The 19,156-nt window shown below is 68.3% G+C and carries 12 protein-coding genes and 2 tRNA genes; 10 read left to right on the forward strand and 4 right to left on the reverse strand.

The window, feature by feature from the left end:
* The first annotated feature begins 131 nt into the window (after positions 1–131).
* The 3 genes from M2428_RS13810 to M2428_RS13820 all read left to right on the forward strand — a co-directional run bounded on the left by M2428_RS13810 (position 132) and on the right by M2428_RS13820 (position 3,518).
* A tRNA-Ser gene (locus tag M2428_RS13810) sits at positions 132–219 on the forward strand.
* Positions 220–361: 142 nt separating this feature from the next.
* Positions 362–2,023, forward strand: coding sequence for an NAD(P)/FAD-dependent oxidoreductase (locus tag M2428_RS13815; RefSeq protein WP_277526519.1), 1,662 nt, complete (start codon positions 362–364; stop codon positions 2,021–2,023).
* A gap of 22 nt (positions 2,024–2,045) precedes the next feature.
* Positions 2,046–3,518: an MFS transporter gene (locus M2428_RS13820; RefSeq protein WP_277526520.1), complete on the forward strand. Its 1,473-nt coding sequence runs from the start codon at positions 2,046–2,048 to the stop codon at positions 3,516–3,518.
* Here the strand turns inward: M2428_RS13820 and M2428_RS13825 are convergent.
* Complete coding sequence (locus M2428_RS13825) at positions 3,463–5,643, reverse strand: RecQ family ATP-dependent DNA helicase (RefSeq protein WP_277526521.1); 2,181 nt, start codon at positions 5,641–5,643, stop codon at positions 3,463–3,465. The genes M2428_RS13820 and M2428_RS13825 overlap by 56 nt on opposite strands.
* Positions 5,644–5,757: 114 nt before the next feature.
* On the opposite strand from M2428_RS13825, the gene M2428_RS13830 reads away from it, so the two are divergent.
* The 5 genes from M2428_RS13830 (at position 5,758) to M2428_RS13850 (ending at position 12,553) form a co-directional block, all read left to right on the forward strand.
* Positions 5,758–7,176 carry a phosphomannomutase/phosphoglucomutase gene (locus M2428_RS13830; protein ID WP_277526522.1) on the forward strand — a complete coding sequence of 473 codons (1,419 nt, stop codon included), beginning with the start codon at positions 5,758–5,760 and terminating at the stop codon, positions 7,174–7,176.
* 2 nt (positions 7,177–7,178) lie between these two features.
* A complete protein-coding gene (locus M2428_RS13835; RefSeq protein ID WP_277526523.1) occupies positions 7,179–7,664 on the forward strand; it encodes a hypothetical protein in 486 nt (161 codons plus the stop codon).
* A 20-nt stretch (positions 7,665–7,684) separates the two neighbouring features.
* Positions 7,685–8,134, forward strand: a complete 450-nt coding sequence (locus M2428_RS13840; protein WP_277526524.1) for an Rrf2 family transcriptional regulator — start codon at positions 7,685–7,687, stop codon at positions 8,132–8,134.
* A 259-nt stretch (positions 8,135–8,393) separates the two neighbouring features.
* A complete protein-coding gene (locus M2428_RS13845) occupies positions 8,394–11,234 on the forward strand; it encodes a DNRLRE domain-containing protein (protein ID WP_277526525.1) in 2,841 nt (946 codons plus the stop codon).
* A gap of 158 nt (positions 11,235–11,392) precedes the next feature.
* On the forward strand, positions 11,393–12,553 hold the full coding sequence (locus tag M2428_RS13850; RefSeq protein ID WP_277526526.1) for a globin domain-containing protein: 1,161 nt from the start codon (positions 11,393–11,395) through the stop codon (positions 12,551–12,553).
* Positions 12,554–12,711: 158 nt separating this feature from the next.
* Here the strand turns inward: M2428_RS13850 and M2428_RS13855 are convergent, their stop codons facing one another.
* Positions 12,712–14,109 carry an FAD-binding oxidoreductase gene (locus M2428_RS13855; protein ID WP_277526527.1) on the reverse strand — a complete coding sequence of 466 codons (1,398 nt, stop codon included), beginning with the start codon at positions 14,107–14,109 and terminating at the stop codon, positions 12,712–12,714.
* 202 nt (positions 14,110–14,311) lie between these two features.
* Positions 14,312–16,147: a phosphoenolpyruvate carboxykinase (GTP) gene (locus M2428_RS13860; protein ID WP_277526528.1), complete on the reverse strand. Its 1,836-nt coding sequence runs from the start codon at positions 16,145–16,147 to the stop codon at positions 14,312–14,314.
* Between the two features lie 277 nt (positions 16,148–16,424).
* Between M2428_RS13860 and M2428_RS13865 the strand changes: the two genes are divergently transcribed.
* Positions 16,425–16,498, forward strand: a tRNA-Arg gene (locus M2428_RS13865).
* Positions 16,499–16,622: 124 nt separating this feature from the next.
* Here M2428_RS13865 and M2428_RS13870 read toward each other — a convergent pair.
* Positions 16,623–17,351, reverse strand: coding sequence for a FadR/GntR family transcriptional regulator (locus M2428_RS13870; RefSeq protein ID WP_277526676.1), 729 nt, complete (start codon positions 17,349–17,351; stop codon positions 16,623–16,625).
* A 167-nt stretch (positions 17,352–17,518) separates the two neighbouring features.
* Here M2428_RS13870 and M2428_RS13875 point away from each other — a divergent pair, with 167 nt between their 5' ends.
* Positions 17,519–19,042 (forward strand): NAD(P)/FAD-dependent oxidoreductase, encoded by a 1,524-nt coding sequence (locus M2428_RS13875; RefSeq protein WP_277526529.1) that lies wholly within the window; start codon positions 17,519–17,521, stop codon positions 19,040–19,042.
* Positions 19,043–19,156 lie beyond the last annotated feature (114 nt).

Here is a 19,156-nt window from a genome sequence, read left to right on the forward strand (position 1 = left end):
CAACACGGGGTCACTTCCCGTGTATTCGGCGCCCGCCGTGGGCCGGGAGTGACCCCGCGATGTCCCGGGCGGCCCGTTTTGCACTGCGTGGCACCTTCTGCGTATCCTTGGTTGGCTAGTTAATAGCAATTGGAGACGTGCCAGAGCGGCCGAATGGGCTTCACTGCTAATGAAGTGTGGGGCACAACTCCACCGGGGGTTCAAATCCCCCCGTCTCCGCGTTTGGCCCCGGTCCTTGGACCGGGGCCTTTTGCGTTCCCGGGCACACCGCCTGCGGAGCCTGGCCGGCAGCAAGCCCTGCTCCCGTCCGGTGGCCGGACGCCTCGCGCCCGCCGGCCGATCCGGATGGCAGGATAGGCCCATGTCGAGCAACAAGGAATTTGACGCCATCATCGTCGGCGGCGGCCACAACGGCTTGGCCGCGGCCGCGTACCTGGCCAAGGCCGGGCGTGAGGTCCTGGTCCTGGAAAAGCTGGAGCACGCCGGCGGCGCCGCGGTGTCCGCGCACGCGTTTGACGGCGTCGAGGCCCGCCTCTCGCGCTACTCGTACCTCGTCAGCCTCCTGCCCCAGCAGATCATCGACGACCTCGGCCTGCGCATCACGCTTGCGCGGCGGCGCTATTCCTCCTATACCCCGGACCCCGCGGACGGCAGCCGGGCCCTGCTGGTGGACAACGGGGACGAGGCCGCCACTGCGGCGTCCTTCGCCGCCGTCGGCGCGCCCGACGGCGAGTTCCTTGCCTTCTCCGCGTTCTATGCCGCCTGCCGGCAGCTCACCGAGGCCCTCTGGCCCACCATGACCTCACCGCTGCTGCCGCGGTCCGAAGCGCGGTCCCTCGCCGCCCGGGCCGGCGCCGCCGACGCGTGGGAGGCAATGATCGAACATCCCATCGGGCACGCCATCAGCAAGGAACTGGGCAGCGACCTGGTCCGCGGCGTGGTGCTGACGGATGCGCTGATCGGGACCTTCGCCCGGGCCGGCGACGAGGACCTGCAGCAAAACATCTGCTTCCTCTACCACCTGATCGGCGGCGGGACGGGCGACTGGGATGTGCCGGTCGGCGGCATGGGCGCGGTGTCCGGCGAGCTGGAGCGGGCTGCCACCGACGCCGGCGCGACCATCCTGACCTCCGCGGACGTCACGGCCGTCCGGCCCGGCGGCGTCGTGGACTACCGCCACGGCGGGCAACACCACTCGTCTTCCGCCCGGTGGGTGCTGTCCAATGTGGCGCCGGCCGTCCTCGACCGACTGCGCAGCCGGCCTGCCGCCGACCCCACTTCCGGCGCCGGCGGCATTTCAGCGAGCGGCATTTCGGCGGGCGCTGCCGGCAACCCGAACCATCGCCGCGAGGGCGCCCAGGTCAAGGTCAATTTGCTGCTCAAGCGGCTTCCCCGGCTGCTGGACGGTTCCGTCAGCCCGGAGGCCGCCTTCGGCGGCACGTTCCACATCAACGAGACGTGGTCCCAGCTCGACGCCGCCTACAGCACCGCCGCCGCCGGATCCGTGCCATCGCCGCTGCCGTGCGAAATCTACTGCCATTCGCTGACGGACCCCAGCATCCTGTCCCCGGAACTGCAGGCCGCCGGCGCCCAGACGCTGACCGTCTTTGGCCTGCACGTCCCGGACCGGCTGGTCACGACCGAGAACAACGAGGACCGCCGCGCCGAACTGCAGGCGGCCGTCCTGGCCTCCCTGAACTCCGTCCTGGCCGAGCCGATTGAGGACCTGCTCCTGACGGATCCGGACGGGCGGCCCTGCATCGAAACCAAGACCACCTTGGATATTGAGCGCGCCGTCGGCATGCCCCGGGGCAACATTTTCCACGGCGGCCTCGACTGGCCGTTCGTGGAGGACGGCGAACCGCTGGACACCCCGGCGCGCCGGTGGGGCGTGGCGACGGACGATCCGCAGGTCCTCCTCTGCGGCTCCGGCGCCCGCCGCGGCGGCGCCGTCAGTGCCATCGGCGGTCACAACGCCGCCATGGCCGTGCTGGAATCGGAACCGCCCCTCCGCAATGGGTGAACCGGAACTCGGAGACACGCGCATGAAGGCCTCCTCGCGCAGCGCCGTCCCGGCCGGGGGCAGCTGGAGCCCGCGGCTGGCCCTTTTGGTGGCCGCAACGTTCTTCATGGAATTCCTCGACGGGACCGTCCTGACCACGGCCATACCCAGTATCGCCGCGGATTTCTCCGTGCCGGCCGCCGACGTCAACATCACCATGACGGCCTACCTGATGACGGTGGCGATGGGTATCCCGCTCAGCAGCTGGCTCGCGGAGCGGCTCGGTGCGCGCCGGGTTTTCTGCCTCGCCATCGCGATCTTCACGGCCGCGTCGCTGCTCTGCGCGCTCAGCCAAGACCTCACCATGCTGACTCTGAGCCGTGTGCTGCAGGGTGCCGGCGGCGCCATGATGGTCCCTGTGGGCACGTTGGTGGTGCTCCGCGGAACCCCAAAGAAGGAACTGCTTCGGGCCACCGCCTTCCTGGTGTGGCCCGGGCTGCTGGCCCCGGTCCTTGCCCCCCTCGTGGGCGGAGCGCTCACCACGTACCTGTCCTGGCACTGGATCTTCCTGGTCAACCTCCCCCTGGGCCTGGCGGCGTTCCTGGCCGCGCTGCGCCTGGTCCCCGCAGTAAGCGGCGACAGCACGCGGCGCCTCGACTGGTTCGGCCTGGCCCTGACCACGCTCGGGGTGGGCTCCCTGCTGGTCGGTCTGGAACTGATCGGCGGCCGGGACGCCGGGCTGCTGGCAGCCGCAGGGATCGTAGTGGGCCTGCTGTTCCTGACCGCCGCCGCGGCCTGGATGCGACGGACCAGCACGCCGCTGTTTAATTTGTCCGTCTTCGGCGCACGGACGTTCCGCGCAACGGCGACGGGAGGCTTTGTGTACCGCCTGACCATCAGCGCCGTGCCGTTCCTGCTGCCGCTGATGTTCCAGGCCGGCTTCGGCTGGGATCCGCTGCGCGCCGGGGCGATGGTGTCCGCCGTGTTCGTGGGCAACATCGGAATCAAGCCCGCCACCACGCCCCTGATCCGGCGTTTCGGCTTCAAACCCGTTCTGGTGTTCGCGTCGCTGGCGTCCGCGGCCACTTTTGCGCTGTGCGCCCTGCTCGACGCCGGCACTCCGGAACCGCTGATTGTCGCCGTGCTGGTGGCCAGCGGAGCGTTCCGCTCGATCGGGTTCTCGGCCTACGCATCCGTCCAGTATGCCGACGTCGCCCCGGCCCAGCTGCCGTCCGCCAACGCCGTCTCCGCCACGCTCGTGCAGCTCTCCACCGCGGCAGGAATCGCTGTCGGGGCGTTCCTGCTGCGGGTCTTCGAGGCAAGCAGCCAGGCTGCAGGAGCCGGTCTCGCCAGCGGCGATCCGGCGGCGCCGTACCGGGCGGCGTTCGTGGCCATCGCGGTCTTGATGCTCCTGAGCACGCTGGACAGCCTGGCCCTCCCCCGTCACGCCGGCGCCGAGGTCAGCCGGCCTGGCCCAGCACCAACGGCAGAACGGCGCCGGCGCCGGCGAGCCTGAGGGCCCGACCGGAGATGGTCAGGGTCCAGCGGCTGTCCACGAGGTCGTCCACCAGCATGACGCTCTGGCCACGGATTCCAGCCAAGGCCTCCTCCAGCTCCGGACCCACCACCAGGCGGTCCCAGACGCCGGCGAGCCGGTAGGCGCTGTTCCCACCGCGGCCGCCGGTAGGTCCACCGTGATTGAGCTGGAGCTGGCCAAGATACGGAATGCGGCCGATCTCGGAGATCCCGCGGGCCAAGGAGTCCACCAACAGCGGCTTCCCGCGGGAGGGCAGGCTGATGATCGCGGCGGGCCGGCCGGCCCCGCTCCAGCCCGGGGTCCGGGCATCTGCCGTGCCCCATTCCCGGAGCACCTGGACGCAGGCCTGCAGCATGCCGGGGTCCACAGCCCGGTCCGGTGCACCGGCGGCGAAGGCCTCGCGCAGGGCCCCACCCCAGCCGAGGTCTGTCAGGCGCGCCAGCACCCGGCCGTCGGCGAGGGCTTCATCGGGCTTGATCTTGCCCTTGACCGGCACGCCCAGGCGGTCCATGCCGCTGGGCCACTGCAGCCGCGGTTCAAGGACCACGCCGGCCCGGCGAAGGGTCTGCCCGGCGGTCTCCGTGGCGTCCTCGGCGATGTCGGCCCGGAACCAGCGGCCCGCGCAGTTGTCGCAGCGGCCGCAGGCGCGGGCTGTTTCGTCGTCCAGCACCGAGGTGATGTATTCCATCCGGCAGCCGGCGGTGTCCTGGTAGATGACCATCGAGTCCTGTTCATCCACCCGCGCCTCGGCGATCCGGCTGTACCGCTCGGCGTCGTAATTCCACGGCTGTCCCGTGGAGCGCCAGCCGCCGCCGACGCGTTCGACGGCGCCGTCCACGGCCAGGACCTTCAACAGCAGCTCCAGCGGGGTGCGGCGCAGGTCCACCCGGGCCTCGAGCGCCACCGTGGACACCGCCGTTCCGGCCTCGGCGAGGGCTGTCAGGACGGCCGCAGCTTTTTCCTCGGACGGCATGGACGCGGTGGCAAAGTACTGCCAGATGTCGCGGTCCTCCGAACCGGGCAGCAGCAGGACGTCGGCGTTCGCCGCGCCACGCCCGGCGCGGCCCACCTGCTGGTAGTACGCCACCGGCGAGGACGGTGCGCCAAGGTGCACCACGAAGCCGAGGTCCGGCTTGTCGAAGCCCATGCCGAGCGCGGACGTGGCCACGAGGGCCTTGACCTGGTTGTCTTTCAGGAGCTGCTCGGCGCGTTCCCGGTCAGCGGGGTCCGTGCGGCCGGTGTAGGCGAGCACCTCGTGCCCCGCTTCGGCCAGGAGGCGGGCAGTGTCCTCGGCCGCGGACACGGTGAGCGTGTAAATGATGCCGCTGCCCTGCAGATCCTGCAGGTGGGTCAGCAGCCAGCCCAGCCGTTCGCGGGAATCCGGCAGGGTCAGGACGCCAAGCCGGAGCGAATCCCGGCCCAGGGCGCCCCGGATGGTGAGCACGTCCTTGCCGAGCTGCTCTTCGATGTCATGCACCACCCGGGAATTGGCCGTGGCGGTGGTGGCGAGCACCGGGACGGTGTCCGGCAGCTGCGTGATGAGGTCCGCAATGCGCCGGTAGTCGGGGCGGAAGTCGTGGCCCCAGTCCGAGATGCAGTGGGCCTCGTCAATCACCAGCAGCCCGGTCCGGCGCACGAGCTCGGGGAGCTGGTTTTCCCGGAAGGACGGGTTGGTGAGGCGTTCCGGGGAAACCAACAGGACGTCCACTTCATCGGCGGCGAGCTGCTCGCGGACGGAGTCCCACTCCAACTGGTTCGCCGAGTTGATGGCGACCGCCCGTACCCCGGCCCGCGCCGCGGCGGCGACCTGGTCGCGCATGAGCGCCAGGAGCGGGGACACGATCAGGGTGGGGCCGGCGCCGCGGCGACGCAGCAGCAGGGAGGCGACGAAATACACCGCCGACTTCCCCCAGCCGGTGCGCTGTACCACCAGGGCCCGCCGGCCGCCGTCGACCAGGGCCTCAATGGCCTCGAACTGACCGTCATGGAACTCCGCCTCCGGGTGGCCCACGAGCTCGCGCAGCACAGCCTGGGCCTGTTCCCGAGTCGAGGCCGTGGTGTCGGCGAGGGCGGTGCTGGAAAGGGCGTTCTGGTTACTGGCCATTGCTTCAGTATCCCAGTCCCCTCCGACAGCCATGAAGCCGGGGCCCGCTATGTGCACAATCCCAGCGTGTGGACACCGGCCGCGGCGTCAGGGCCGCAACGTAAGATAGGACGCGTGACTACGGACAAGACAAAGATTTTTGACCTCTCGACCTCGTTCAAAGCCTATGACGTGCGCGGAATCGTGGGGCAATCCATCACCGCGGAGATCGTTGAAGCCGTCGGTGCCGCCTTCGTCGACGTCCTGGAGCTCGCGGGGCAGACCGTACTGGTGGGCGGGGACATGCGCCCCTCCTCCCCCGAGTTCGCCAAAGCCTTTGCCAACGGCGCGGCCACCCGCGGAGCCAACGTCCAGCTACTTGACCTGATCTCCACCGACGAGCTCTACTACGCGTGCGGCGCCCTCAACGCCGCCGGCGCCACGTTCACAGCGAGCCACAACCCGGCCGAATACAACGGCATCAAGATGGCCAAGGCCGGCGCCGTGCCGATCTCCTCCGAAACCGGGCTCATGGAGATCCAGGCCCGCGCCGAGGAATACCTCAACGCCGGCACCATCCCCGCCGCCGGCACCCGCGGCCTGGTGGGCGTGCAGGACGTCCTCAAGGGCTATGCGGAGTACCTGCGCAGCCTGGTGGACCTGCGCGGTTCGCGGCCGCTGAAGGTTGTGGTGGATGCCGGCAACGGCATGGCCGGCCTCACCACTCCGGCTGTGCTTGGCGATGCCCTCCTGCCCATGCTCCCTTTGGAGATCGTGCCGCTGTACTTCGAGCTGGACGGATCATTCCCGAACCACCCGGCCAACCCGCTGGAGCCGGAAAACCTGCGCGACCTGCAGGCCGCCGTCGTCGAGCATGGCGCGGACATCGGCCTGGCCTTCGACGGCGACGCCGACCGCTGCTTCGTGATCGACGAAAAGGGCGAGCCCGTCTCGCCGTCGGCCATCACCGGCATGGTGTCCCGCCGCGAGATCGCCCGCGCCCAGGGCCTCGGCGAAGACACGCCCACCGTCATCCACAACCTGCTGACCTCACGCGCGGTTCCGGAACTCGTGGAGCGCCTCGGCGGCCGCCCCGTCCGCACCCGGGTGGGGCACTCCTTCATCAAGGCCGTCATGGCCGCGGAGGGAGCCATCTTCGGCGGGGAGCACTCGGCCCACTTCTACTTCCGGGACTTCTGGAATGCGGACACCGGCATGCTGGCAGCCATGCACGTCCTGGCCGCCCTGGGCGAACAGGACGGCCCGCTATCCGAGCTCGGCCGCGAATACGAGCCGTACCAGTCCTCCGGCGAGATCAACTCCGAAATCGAGGACAAGACCGCCGCAGTGGAGCGGGTCCGCAAGGATTTCCACGATGACGACGTCGAGGTCGACTACCTCGACGGCAGCACCTTTATCGCCGCCGACGGCAGCTACTGGTTCAACCTGCGCCCGTCCAACACCGAGCCGTTCCTGCGCCTCAACGTCGAAGCCACGGACACCGCCACCATGGAACGCGTCCGCGACCGCGTCCTGGCGCTGGTCCGGGGCTAGCAGTGGCCGTACATCCGGAAGAATCCTCGAACGCCGGTTCCTGGCGCGATTCCGTGCCGGACGCCAGCGCCACGGACCTGGAGAACTTGCTGGGCACCGGCGTCGGCGCCGCGCAGGAGCAGCTGGAACGCAACGGCGGTTTCCTGCCCTTCGCCCTGGTGGTCCAGAAGGACGGCGAAGTCCGGCTGGTTGCCGTGACCCCGGCGGACGCGAGCGAAGGATCCGACGCAGACTTCGACGCGGACGCCATGATCCGGGACCTCCACGAGCTGCTCCGGCAGCACCGGGAGGAGTTCCGGGCCGCCGCCGTCGTCTGTGACATCACGCTGCTCGAGGAAGACTCGGACGCCATACACGTTGCCGCAGAGCACCAGGACGGTTCCCTGTTCGCCGCAGTCCTGCCCTACGCCGCCAACGCAGGAACGCACGAACTCGAATTCGGCCAGCTGGCCGCCGATACCAACGAGCCCGCCGTCTGGGTGGACTAGACCTCCCTTAGGCTGGGGATATGAAAATCAATGCGTTCGCCGATGTGAGCCTGCGCGCTTTGCTGGTGCTCGCCGCCGTTCCGGACGGCGGGCTGCTGACCACGCAGAGCATCGCCGACGCCGTCGGCACGCCGTACAACCATGTCAGCAAGGCGATGGCGAGGCTGCGCGCCCTGGGCATGATCGACGTCGAACGCGGCCGCAACGGCGGTTCCCGGCTGAGCAGCGCCGGCCGGACCGCCACGGTTGGCCAGCTGCTGCGGCAACTCGACACCCGCCTGGACCCGGCCGATTGCATCGCCTCGGGCGGAACGTGCCCGCTCATCACCGAGTGCCGCCTCCGGGCCGGGCTTGCCCGGGCCCGCGAAGCCTTTTATCGCGAACTCGACGGGATGGTGATCGCCTCGCTGCCGACAGCCCGGCAGATGACACCCGTCTTTGAGGCGATCGGCTTGCGCCCAGGGCTCTGATATTCGCCCGGCTGTCCCCCAGCCGCGGTCCCGATGACGGAAGCTGAAGAAGTCCAGGACTACCCTCCTACTCGGTCCCCGGGACCGCATCCCAAGTAGGGCTACGCATTGACACCGGACCGGCGTGGGATGACAAAGTACCCCCAAGGATGTCACTACCGCCGGGGAGCCTCTTTCCTTCCGGCCACGCGAAAGGCCACCGATGAAGAGACTTCGCAGGCTTGCCGCTGTCGGCGCGGGTACGCTCCTAGTTTCGCTGGTGAGCGTCCCAACGGCCGACGCGGCGCCGACCGTGGTGGCGGTGGCGCCGGCCGCGGACACCTACACGTCGTCGTCGGCGCCCACCACGGACTTTGGCACCAGCGGCTCGCTCGCCGTCTACGGCTCTCCCGAGAACACCGCAGTCCTGCGGTTCCAGTTCCCGGCTGCCCCGGCCGGACAGGTCCTGACGGGCGCGAGCCTGCGCCTGCGCACCACCAGCCTGTCCTCCGCAGGATCCGCCAACACGCTCAACGTCCGGGCCGCGACGGACTCCTGGTCCGAAACCGGCACCTTCTACGCCAACCGCCCCGCGGTTTCCGGGCCCACCCTCGGGTCCCTGCCCGGCGGCACCGTGCCCAACACGACGTACGACATCACCCTCGACCCCAGCCAGATCTCCGGCTGGACCGGGTCGAGGACGCTCGCCGTGACCGGCACGGGCACCGACAGCTCATGGTTTTGGTCACGACAGGCCTCCGCCTCACTGCGACCCGTCCTCAACCTCACCTACACCGATTCCGCCCCGGCCGACATCACCGCACCGAGTGCGCCCGGAGCCTTGTCGGCAGCCGTAACGGGAACTGCCGTCGCGCTGTCCTGGACAGCATCAACCGACAACGTTGGGGTGATCGGTTACACGATCCACCGGTCACCCTCGGCCGGATTCGCGCCCAGCAGTTCGACCAGGATCGCCGACGCGAACGGAACCGGCTACAGCGACCCGAACCGGCCCGCCGGAACCTGGTACTACCGGGTCACAGCCCTGGACGCCGCCGGAAACACCAGCACATCATCCAACGAGGCATCCGCCACGATCCAACCCCCGCCCGACACCACGGCCCCGGGCGCGCCCGGGTCCCTGGCCGCCGCAGTCACCGGAACCGCCGTCGCCCTGTCCTGGACCGCAGCGACCGACAACGTCGGCGTCACCGGCTACACCGTCCACCGCTCCACCACCGCAGGCTTCACGCCCTCCACCACCAGCAGGATCGCCGACGCCACCGGACTCAGCTACAACGACACCAACCGTCCCGCCGGAACCTGGTACTACCGCGTCACCGCCACCGACGCCGCCGGAAACACCGGCACCGGCTCCAACGAAACCACCGCCACCATCCAACCGGCCGCTCCCCCGACGGTGCTGGCGGTGGAGAGTGCGGCGGATACCTACACCTCCTCGTCGGCGCCCACCACGGACTTCGGCACCAGCGGCTCGCTGGCGGTCTACGGCTCGCCGGACGCCACGACGGTACTCCGGTTCCAGTTCCCGGCCGCCCCGGCCGGGCAAACCCTGACCCGTGCGATCCTGCGCATGCGCACCACCAGCCTGGCCTCCGCCGGCTCCGCCAACACCCTCAACCTCCGCTCGGCAGCGGACTCGTGGTCCGAAACCGGCACGTTCTACGCCAACCGCCCCGCGGTTTCCGGGCCCAACCTCGGGTCCCTGCCCGGCGGCACGGTCGCCAACACGGCCTACGACATCACCCTGGACACCAGCCTGATGACCGGCTGGACCGGATCCCGGACCCTGGCCCTGACCGGCACCGGCACCGACAGCTCCTGGTTCTGGTCACGCCAGGCCTCCGCCACGTTGCGCCCCGTCCTCACCCTCACCTACACGGATGCGACCCCACCCGACACCACGGCCCCGGGCGCGCCCGGGTCCCTGGCCGCCACAGTCACCGGAACCGCCGTCGCCCTGTCCTGGACCGCAGCGACCGACAACGTCGGCGTCACCGGCTACACCGTCCACCGCTCCACCACCGCAGGCTTCACCCCCTCCACCACCAGCAGGATCGCCGACGCCACCGGACTCAGCTACAACGACACCAACCGTCCCGCCGGAACCTGGCACTACCGCGTCACCGCCACCGACGCCGCCGGAAACACCGGCACCGGCTCCAACGAAACCACCGCCACCATCCAACCCGGTGCCGCTGGGACTGCGACCGTGCTGGCTGTTGGCGACATCGCCTGTGCCCCCGGCTCAGTTGTCACCACGTCCGCGTGCCGCCATGGCGACGTCGCCGCGGTGGTCGCGGCCCAGTCGCCGGACAGGTTCATCGCCGTTGGGGACCTTCAGTACCAGAACGCCACCCTTGCCGATTTCATGGGGGCCGGCGGCTACAACGACACGTTCGGCGCCCTTAAGGCCATCACTTCTCCGGTGCTCGGCAACCATGAATATCTTGACAACACCCGTGGCTATTTCGACTACTTCTATGGCCCCGGCGTCACCACGGGCGACTTTGGGCCTCGGACGGACGGCTACTACTCGACGACGATCGGGGCCTGGACCTTCATCGCCCTGAACAGTGAATGCGGGCCAGGCGGGGTGACGGGTGGATGCGGTGTCGGCAGCCCGGAATATTTGTGGCTGCAGGACCGACTCACCAATTCCCCGACCGCGTGCACCCTCGTGGCGGCGCACCATCCGCGCTGGTCAACGGGCGTGAACCACGGCTCCTACCCGGAACTGGGACCAATGTGGGACCTCATGGCCAGCCACGGTGTCGACGTCATGATCTCCGGGCACAACCACGTCAGCGAGATCTTCAAGCCGATCGGTGCCTCCGGCTCAGGTACGGTACCGGCGCTCTCCCCGACCGGGATCCGGTCCTTTACCGCGGGCGCCGGCGGGGCGGATCTCCAGGCGTTGTCGGCCAACACCGACCCCCTCCTGACCGCAATGGTGGCCCGTAGCCGAAGCGCCTTCGGGCCGCTCAAGTTGACCCTGAACGAGACGTCCTACTCCTGGCAGTTCCTCCCCCTTCCCGGCATGACGTTTACGAACATGGGCACAACTGGTTCCTTCTCCGGCAGCGACACTTGCCACTGATACCGCCACCCCACACACCCGCCACGCCCGGGATCCAGCCGATTTGCTCCGTTTTTCTACAACGTGTAGAACTGAGGCATAAATACTTGCATTTAGAATGACAGTATTTGTATCGCGGTCCGGTTGAAGACCCCCGGGCCACTACCTCAGGAGTCAGCATGCTCTCGGACAAATCCTTCCCCGTCGTCGAGGCCACCCTGCCGCTGGTCGGTTCCCGCATCGGGGACATCACCCCCAAGTTCTACGCCCGCCTCTTCGCTGCCCACCCCGAACTGCTGGATGGCCTGTTCAGCCGTTCCAACCAGCGCTCCGGCAATCAGCAGCAGGCCCTGGCCGGAAGCATCGCCGCTTTCGCCAGCCACCTGGTGAACAACCCGGACACCCTGCCGGAGACCGTGTTGTCCCGGATCGCCCACCGCCACGCTTCCCTCGGCATCACCGAACCGCAGTACCAGGTGGTCTACGAGCACCTCTTCGCCGCGATCGCCGAGGACCTGGCCGAGGTCATCACCCCGGAAATCGCCGAGGCCTGGACCGAGGTCTACTGGCTCATGGCAGATGCCCTGATCAAGCTCGAAAAGGGCCTCTACGCCGCCCAGGCCAACACCAAGATGTGGACCCCCTGGAAGGTTGCCGCCAAGACTCCGGCCGGCACCGGCTCCATGACCTTCACCCTCGAACCTGCCGACGACACCCCCATCACCGCGGCGCTGCCCGGCCAGTACGTCAGCGTCAAGGTCACGCTTCCGGACGGACTGCGCCAGGTCCGCCAGTACTCCCTCTCCGGGGACGCCGGCACCAGCCGCAGCTTCACCACCAAGCTCGACGACGGCGGCGAGGTCTCCCCCGTGCTGCACAGCAACGTCGAGGTGGGCGACGTCCTCGAAATCTCCAACCCCTACGGCGAGATCACCCTCAAGGAGGGCGACGGTCCCGTGGTCCTGGCCTCGGCCGGCATCGGCTGCACGCCCACGGCGTCCATCTTGCGCTCCCTGGCCGAGTCCGGCTCGGACCGCCAGGTCCTGGTCCTGCACGCGGAAAGCACGCTGGACAGCTGGGCGCTGCGCTCCCAGATGACGGACGACGTCGAACGCCTCGACGGCGCCGACCTGCAGCTCTGGCTCGAAGAACCGCAGCCCGGCGCCAACGCGGGCTTCATGACCCTGCGCGAGGTGGACCTCCCGGCCAACGCCTCGTTGTACCTGTGCGGTCCGCTGCCGTTCATGAAGAACATCCGCAACGAGGCCATCAACGCCGGCATCCCGGCGACGAAAATCCACTATGAGGTCTTCGGCCCGGACATCTGGCTCGCCAGCTAAGATACTCGTCGGCTGCTCCGTAAACGCCCTTTTGAGGGGTCAAAAGGGCCGCTGCGGAGCAATCGATGAGAGCACTACGGCGACCTTCACCTTTCGCAACAAAGGTGCGGGACCGCCGTCGTTGTCACGCGTTTTGCGCTGCGCAGCCCGCCGAGGAGTCAGCCCGCGGCCGGCGCCCCGGTGATCGCGTGGCCGAAACGCAGGAGGTTGCCGGGGTCGTACGTGGACTTCGCGGACCGCATCCGCTCGTAGACCGCGGGAGTCCACGCCCTGGCCCGGTCGGCCTCGTCGCCCGGTTCGCCGTGGAAATTGACCAGCGTATAGCCGGTTGAATGGGGCGCCATCGCGGCAAGGATCTCGCGGATGGAGGCCGCTACCGCCTCCGCAATGGGCGGCATCTTGAAGCCGACGAGGAACAGCAAGAAGGCCGCGTCCCGCCCCGACACCGCGTCCGGCAGTGCATCTGGCAAAACCGCGGCCCGGGACAGGGCCCCACCGAGCGGCCGGATCTCCGCCAGCAGCAACGGGCAGCCCGAACCGTCCCCGGCGAGTTCGAGCAGGTCCGCGACAGTCTCGTCGCCGAAGTCCTTCAGGAGCGCTCCGCCCTCCGTGAAGGGCAGCGGGTCCGTCGGGTCCATGTGGATCTGGTCGACGTCGAGGTAGTCCATGGGCCCGGCCGTGTCCATCAGTGGCGTCGAGACCGCGCGCATCGGGGCAAGCAGCCCGTCGCCGTCCTCGCGGTTGCCCAGGAAGGCAAAGCGCAGGTGCACGACGAACTGGTTCCGCAGCGGTTCGGGTACGAAGTCCATGTCCGGAAGACGCAGCAGGGAGATCGATGGCGAGGCGTCGTCGGGCAGTGTTGGCAGCCATTGGCGGAAGGCGGCCAGGATCGGGGCCGCGTCCGCCCCGGGATAGATGATGCCGCCACCGTAGAACTCACCGACCGGAAAGAGGCTGAACTCGAGTGCGGTCACGATCCCGAAGTTGCCCTTGCCCCCGCGCATCAGTGAAAACAGCTCGGCCTCGTCGTGGGCGTCAATCCGACGCAGCGCGCCGTCGGCGGTGACGATGTCCATGCTGCGGACGTGGTCCGCCGCGAAGCCATGGGCGCGGCCGAGTACGGGCAGCCCGCCGCCCACCGTGTACCCGACGACGCCCACATCGGTACTCGAGCCGTGCAATCCGACTAATCCGTGCGGCACGCTCGCCTCCAGGACGGTGCGCCACTTCACTCCGGCGCCGACGCGTGCGGTGCGTTCAACCGGATCGATCTTCAGGTCCTGCAGGCGCCGGGTGTTGATGAGCAGGCCGCCATCGATCGCGGAATCGGCGCCGTGCCCGGTGGACTGGACGGACACGGGAAGCCTGTGTTCCGCCGCCCATTTCACCGCGGCTGCGACGTCCTGTGCATCTGCGGCTCCAAGAACGACGTCGGGGCGGTGCACCGTTGCGAGGTTGAAGGCGAACGTCTCCTCCGCGAATGCGGGGCTGTCCGGCAACACGACCGGACCGCTCACCGCCCTGGACAAGGCATGGATGTCGTCGCTGACAAGCATGGTGCACTCCTGAAGTCTCGCTGGGCGGCTGGTGGAATGCGGACAAGCCTAGGGACCCGCCCGGACACGGCCTAGGGACCTAAGTCCCGGCGGGGCCTCGGGAACGGACAAGGGGCAACGGGAAACGGCGGCCCCGCACCTTTGAAAGGTGCGGGGCCGCCGTCGTTGTCGCTGCGTGCAGGCTGCTACTGCTGAACTGTTTCTACTTCTGAACAGCCATGCGGGCCTTCAGCCCGTCCAGCTCGGCCTGCAGTGCGTCGGGCAGCGAGCTGCCGAAGTTGGCGAACCAATCCTCGATGGAGGCCAGCTCGGTGGCCCACTCGGCCGGATCAACCCGGACGGCCTCTTCAACCTGGGCGGGGGTCATGTCCAGGCCGGTGAGGTCGATCGCGTCCGCGGTGGGGACGAACCCGATGGGGGTCTCCACGGCGTCGGCCTTGCCCTCGAGGCGTTCGATGGCCCACTTCAGGACACGTGAGTTATCACCAAATCCGGGCCACGCGAAGCCGCCCTCGGAATTGCGACGGAACCAGTTGACCAGGAAGATCTTGGGCAGGCGCTCCGGGTTGGCCTTGGCGGACAGGTTGACCCAGTGGTTCAGGTAATCGCCTGCGTCGTAGCCGATGAAGGGCAGCATCGCCATCGGATCCCGGCGGACAACGCCGACGGCACCGGCAGCCGCGGCAGTGGTCTCGGAGGACAGCGTCGAGCCCATGAAGATGCCGTTGGACCAGCTGCGCGCCTCGGTGACCAGCGGGATGGTGGTCTTGCGGCGGCCGCCGAACAGGATCGCGGAAAGCTCCACGCCGTCCGGGTTGTAGTATTCCTCGGCCAGCATGTCGATCTGGTCGATCGGCGTGCAGAAGCGGGAGTTCGGGTGGGCAGCGGGCTTGTCCGAATCCGGGGTCCAGGAGTTACCCTGCCAGTCGGTCAGGTGCGCGGGCACTTCCTCGGTCATGCCCTCCCACCACACGCCGCCGTCGTCCGTGAGGGCGACGTTGGTGAAGATGCTGTGGCCCTTGGCGATGGCGCGCATCGCGTTGGGGTTGGTGCCCCAGCCGGTGCCCGGAGCCACGCCGAACAGGCCGGCCTCAGGGTTGACGGCGCGGAGCTCGCCTTCCTTGCCGAACCGCATCCAGGTGATGTCGTCCCCGAGGGTTTCGACCTTCCAGCCCTCGATGGTCGGATCCAGCAGGGCGAGGTTGGTCTTGCCGCAGGCCGAGGGGAAGGCGGCGGAGACGTAGTAGTTCTTCTTCTCCGGCGAGGTCAGCTTGAGGATGAGCATGTGCTCGGCAAGCCAGCCTTCGTCGCGTGCCATCACCGAGGCGATGCGCAGGGCGTAGCACTTCTTGCCCAGCAGGGCGTTGCCGCCGTAGCCGGAGCCGAAGGACCAGATGGAGCGCTCCTCCGGGAAGTGGACAATCCACTTGTCGGGGTTGCAGGGCCACGGGACGTCAGCCTGGCCGGGGGCCAGCGGGGCGCCCAGGGAGTGCAGTGCGGGGACGAAGAACGCGTTGGTCGCGGTGATCTTGTCCAGGACCTTGGTGCCGATAGTGGCCATGATGCGCATGGAGGCAACCACGTAGGCACTGTCGGTGATTTCGACGCCGAACTTCGGGTCCTCGGCGTCCAGGTGGCCCATCACGAAGGGGATCACGTACATGGTGCGGCCGCGCATGGAGCCGGCGAACAGGCCGCGCAGCTTTTCCTTCATCTGCGCCGGGGCCATCCAGTTATTGGTGAAGCCCGCATCGTGTTCCTTCTCGGAGCAGATGAAGGTCTGCTCTTCGACGCGGGCCACGTCTGCGGGGTCGGAGAAGGCCGCGAAGGACTTGGGGAAGAGGTCCTCGTTCAGCCGGGTCAGGGTGCCTGCGGCAACGAGCTCGTTAGTGAGCCGCGTGTTTTCCGCTTCCGACCCGTCAACCCAGTAGATCCGGTCCGGCTGAGTCAGTTCAGCCACCTCTTCTACCCATGCCAGCAGACCGGCATGTGTGGTGGGTGCTTTTTCAAGCAACGGCAATCGCGCCAGATCTCCCATTACGGTTCCCTTCTTCGGGTTCAGTGGTGTGTCCTAAATGCTAGAGCTCGGCACGGTGCCCATTTCGGGCCCGGACATGGGATGACTAGGGCGGCTCAAATCAAAAACCGCGAAAATTCAAGGAAGTAGCCAGCCCGAGTGCACCCGTTTTGTGACTAAGGTCACGTAGACCGGTCTAGTCGGCCAGATTACACCCGTTTCGATTTGTAACTGGGCCCGGGCTCGCGTAAAGTAATTCGAGGTTCGGGGAGCGAGAAGTTCTCCAAGAGCCGAGAATGCGCCCATAGCTCAGCTGGATAGAGCGTCTGTCTACGGAACAGAAGGTCAGGGGTTCGAATCCCTTTGGGCGCACAGAAGAAAGAAGATCCGCCCCGGTTCGCCGGGGCGGATCTTTCTGTTTAAGCGCCCGCGGCACGCGCAGAGTACACAGCCGGGGGTACACAGCCAGCGGCCAACTGCCGCCCAGCGGCAGGGATCAGTCCGTGGTCTGGGCGATGATGTCGCGGATTGCGTCGAAATGGGTGCTGAGCCGTTCGGCTGCCAGGGCTTTGTCCGCGGAGGCGACAGCCTCATAGATCCCTCTGTGCTGCGCAGCTGTCGCCACGAGGTCGACGGCGTACGGACCGCCGAGTTCTAGGTGGATCCGGCGATAAACCTTCCAGAAAACATCCATCAGGCTGATCAAGAGATCGTTGTTCAGCGGCTCGAATAGCCTGCGGTGGAACTCCGCGTCGGCCTCAATGAACGGCTCCCCGGCAGCGGCCAGCTCTTCCATCTGGTGCACGGATTCCTCCACGGCGGCCAGCTGCTCCGCGCTGATCCGGTCCATGGCGGCGCCGACCAGGCCGGATTCGAGTGCTTGCCGGACCTCCACAAGCTGCAGGGCTTCCTCACCGTGGTGGCGCAGCGACAGCCTGGCCCGGAAGGTGAGCCCGTCAGTCAGGGCCTCGAAATTGTTCGGCGCCACGAACATGCCGAAACCGTGGCGGATCTCAATGACGCCCAGCGCCTGGAGCGCCTTCAGGGACTCCCGCAGCGTGTTGCGGCCGACGCCGAGTGAGGCAGTGAGCTCGTTCTCGGTCGGCAACGGGTCCCCGGGAACAAGGTCGCGCTCCAGGATCAGCTCCAGGATGTCCGACTGAAGCGCCCGGAGCCGGGCCTGGGCACTGAACCTCGCCAGCGGCATGGCCGTGCCTGTTGTCATGTTGCGTGCGGCCATGGCCGCCTCCTCCCCCAAGTATGGTCCCAACAGTAGCGACCGTCCCCCCTCCTGCAAAGGGTTCGGCCCGGCATGTTACGCCGGAACCCAGCACCGCCGGCGCCCGGGGCGCCCGCCCGGATCCGGCCATGGCCCCGGCGTAGGCTGGTGCCATGACACCACAGCTTCTGCGGGAATTCGACGTCATTGTGATCGGCGCGGGCGCCGTGGGCGAGAACGTGGCGGATCGCGTGGTCCGGGGCGGCCTGACAGCGGTGCTCATCGAGGCGGAACTGGTAGGCGGCGAATGCTCTTACTGGGCCTGCATGCCCTCGAAAGCGCTTCTGCGTCCAGGCACTGCTCTGCACGGCGCGCAGACAGTCCCGGGAGCCCAGGAAGCCGTCACCCGCACCCTGGATCCGGCTGCCGTCCTGAAGCGCCGGGACTACTTCACCTCGAACTGGCAGGACGACGGCCAGGTCAAGTGGGTGGAGGACACCGGGATCGAATTGATCCGCGGCCACGGCTGGATCACCGCTCCGCGGCAGGTAGAAGTGGCAGGGCTGGACGGCAAGAGCTATGCGCTGACGGCCCGGCATGCCGTGGTGGTCGCCACGGGATCCACCCCGACTCAGCCGCCGGTGGAGGGGCTTCACGACGTCGAGTACTGGACCACGAGGGAGGCCACCTCCGCCCGCGCGGTCCCGGCGCGGCTTGCGGTCCTGGGCGGCGGGGTGGCCGGCGTCGAACTCGCCCAGGCCTACGCCCGCCTTGGCGCCTCCGTCACCCTCGTGGCCCGCGGCAGCCTCTTGGGCGCTTTCCCGGAGCAGGCCGCCGATCTGATTGCGGCCGGGTTGCGCGCCGACGGCGTCGACCTCCGCCTGCATACCGGCACCCGAAGCGTGCGCGAGAACGACGACGGCTCCCTCACCGTCGTGCTCGACGGCGGCCCCAAGGATGGTCCGGGCGCCGGCCCTACCGCAGGCCCAGACCAGGGCCCGGCCCGCGGAGTGACGGTCACGGCGGACAAGCTGCTGGTCACCACTGGCCGGCACCCCGCCCTTGACGGGCTCGGCCTGGACAGCGTCGGGCTCTCGGCGTCCGAGGGCCAGACCCTGCGGCTCACCACTGATTCCACCGGGCTAGTCCACCGCGCAACTGACAACGAAGTGTCCGGCAATCCGTGGCTCTACGCTGCCGGCGACGCCGCCGGACGGGCCATGCTGACCCATCAGGGCAAGTACGGCGCCCGGGCCACCGGAGACGCCATTGCCGCGCGGGCCAAGGGTGAACTCACCGGCGAGCCGGCGCCGTGGAGCCGCTTTGCCCAGACGGCCTATGAGCACGCGGTGCCGAATGTGGTGTTCACCGACCCGGAGCTGGCAAATGTCGGCCGGACCATGGCGCAGGCGGAGAAAGACGGCTTCCGGGCCTCCGCCGTGGAGCTTCCCATCCAGGTGGCAGGCTCCTCCCTGCACGCCGAACACTACGAAGGGTGGGCGCAGCTGGTCATCGACGAGGACCGCAAAGTGCTGCTCGGCGCCACGTTCGCCGGCCCGGATGTGGCTGAACTCCTGCACGCCGCCACCATCGCGGTGGTGGGGGAAGTGCCGCTGGACCGACTGTGGCACGCGGTGCCCTCCTATCCGACGATCAGTGAGGTCTGGCTCCGCCTGCTGGAGGAGTACGGCCTCTGAATCTGCCGGAGACACACCGGCACCGCGCAGCCCCGGCCGCCGCCGCATCGCTGCCCGGCACGTCTGGTTCATCACACCGCACGCATTCTATTTGAACTGACTGGTCAGTTTAGT

Source organism: Arthrobacter sp. ES3-54, from assembly GCF_029504395.1.
Lineage (GTDB): Bacteria > Actinomycetota > Actinomycetes > Actinomycetales > Micrococcaceae > Arthrobacter.

Bases quoted from the DNA above. Each gene is read 5' to 3' on its own strand.
- M2428_RS13840 (WP_277526524.1), top strand. From the start codon at position 7,685: ATGAAAATCAATGCGTTCGCCGATGTGAGCCTGCGCGCTTTGCTGGTG.
- M2428_RS13860 (WP_277526528.1), bottom strand. From the start codon at position 16,147: ATGGGAGATCTGGCGCGATTGCCGTTGCTTGAAAAAGCACCCACCACA.
- M2428_RS13855 (WP_277526527.1), bottom strand. From the start codon at position 14,109: ATGCTTGTCAGCGACGACATCCATGCCTTGTCCAGGGCGGTGAGCGGT.
- M2428_RS13850 (WP_277526526.1), top strand. From the start codon at position 11,393: ATGCTCTCGGACAAATCCTTCCCCGTCGTCGAGGCCACCCTGCCGCTG.
- M2428_RS13870 (WP_277526676.1), bottom strand. From the start codon at position 17,351: ATGACAACAGGCACGGCCATGCCGCTGGCGAGGTTCAGTGCCCAGGCC.
- M2428_RS13825 (WP_277526521.1), bottom strand. From the start codon at position 5,643: ATGGCCAGTAACCAGAACGCCCTTTCCAGCACCGCCCTCGCCGACACC.
- M2428_RS13815 (WP_277526519.1), top strand. From the start codon at position 362: ATGTCGAGCAACAAGGAATTTGACGCCATCATCGTCGGCGGCGGCCAC.
- M2428_RS13875 (WP_277526529.1), top strand. From the start codon at position 17,519: ATGACACCACAGCTTCTGCGGGAATTCGACGTCATTGTGATCGGCGCG.
- M2428_RS13820 (WP_277526520.1), top strand. From the start codon at position 2,046: ATGAAGGCCTCCTCGCGCAGCGCCGTCCCGGCCGGGGGCAGCTGGAGC.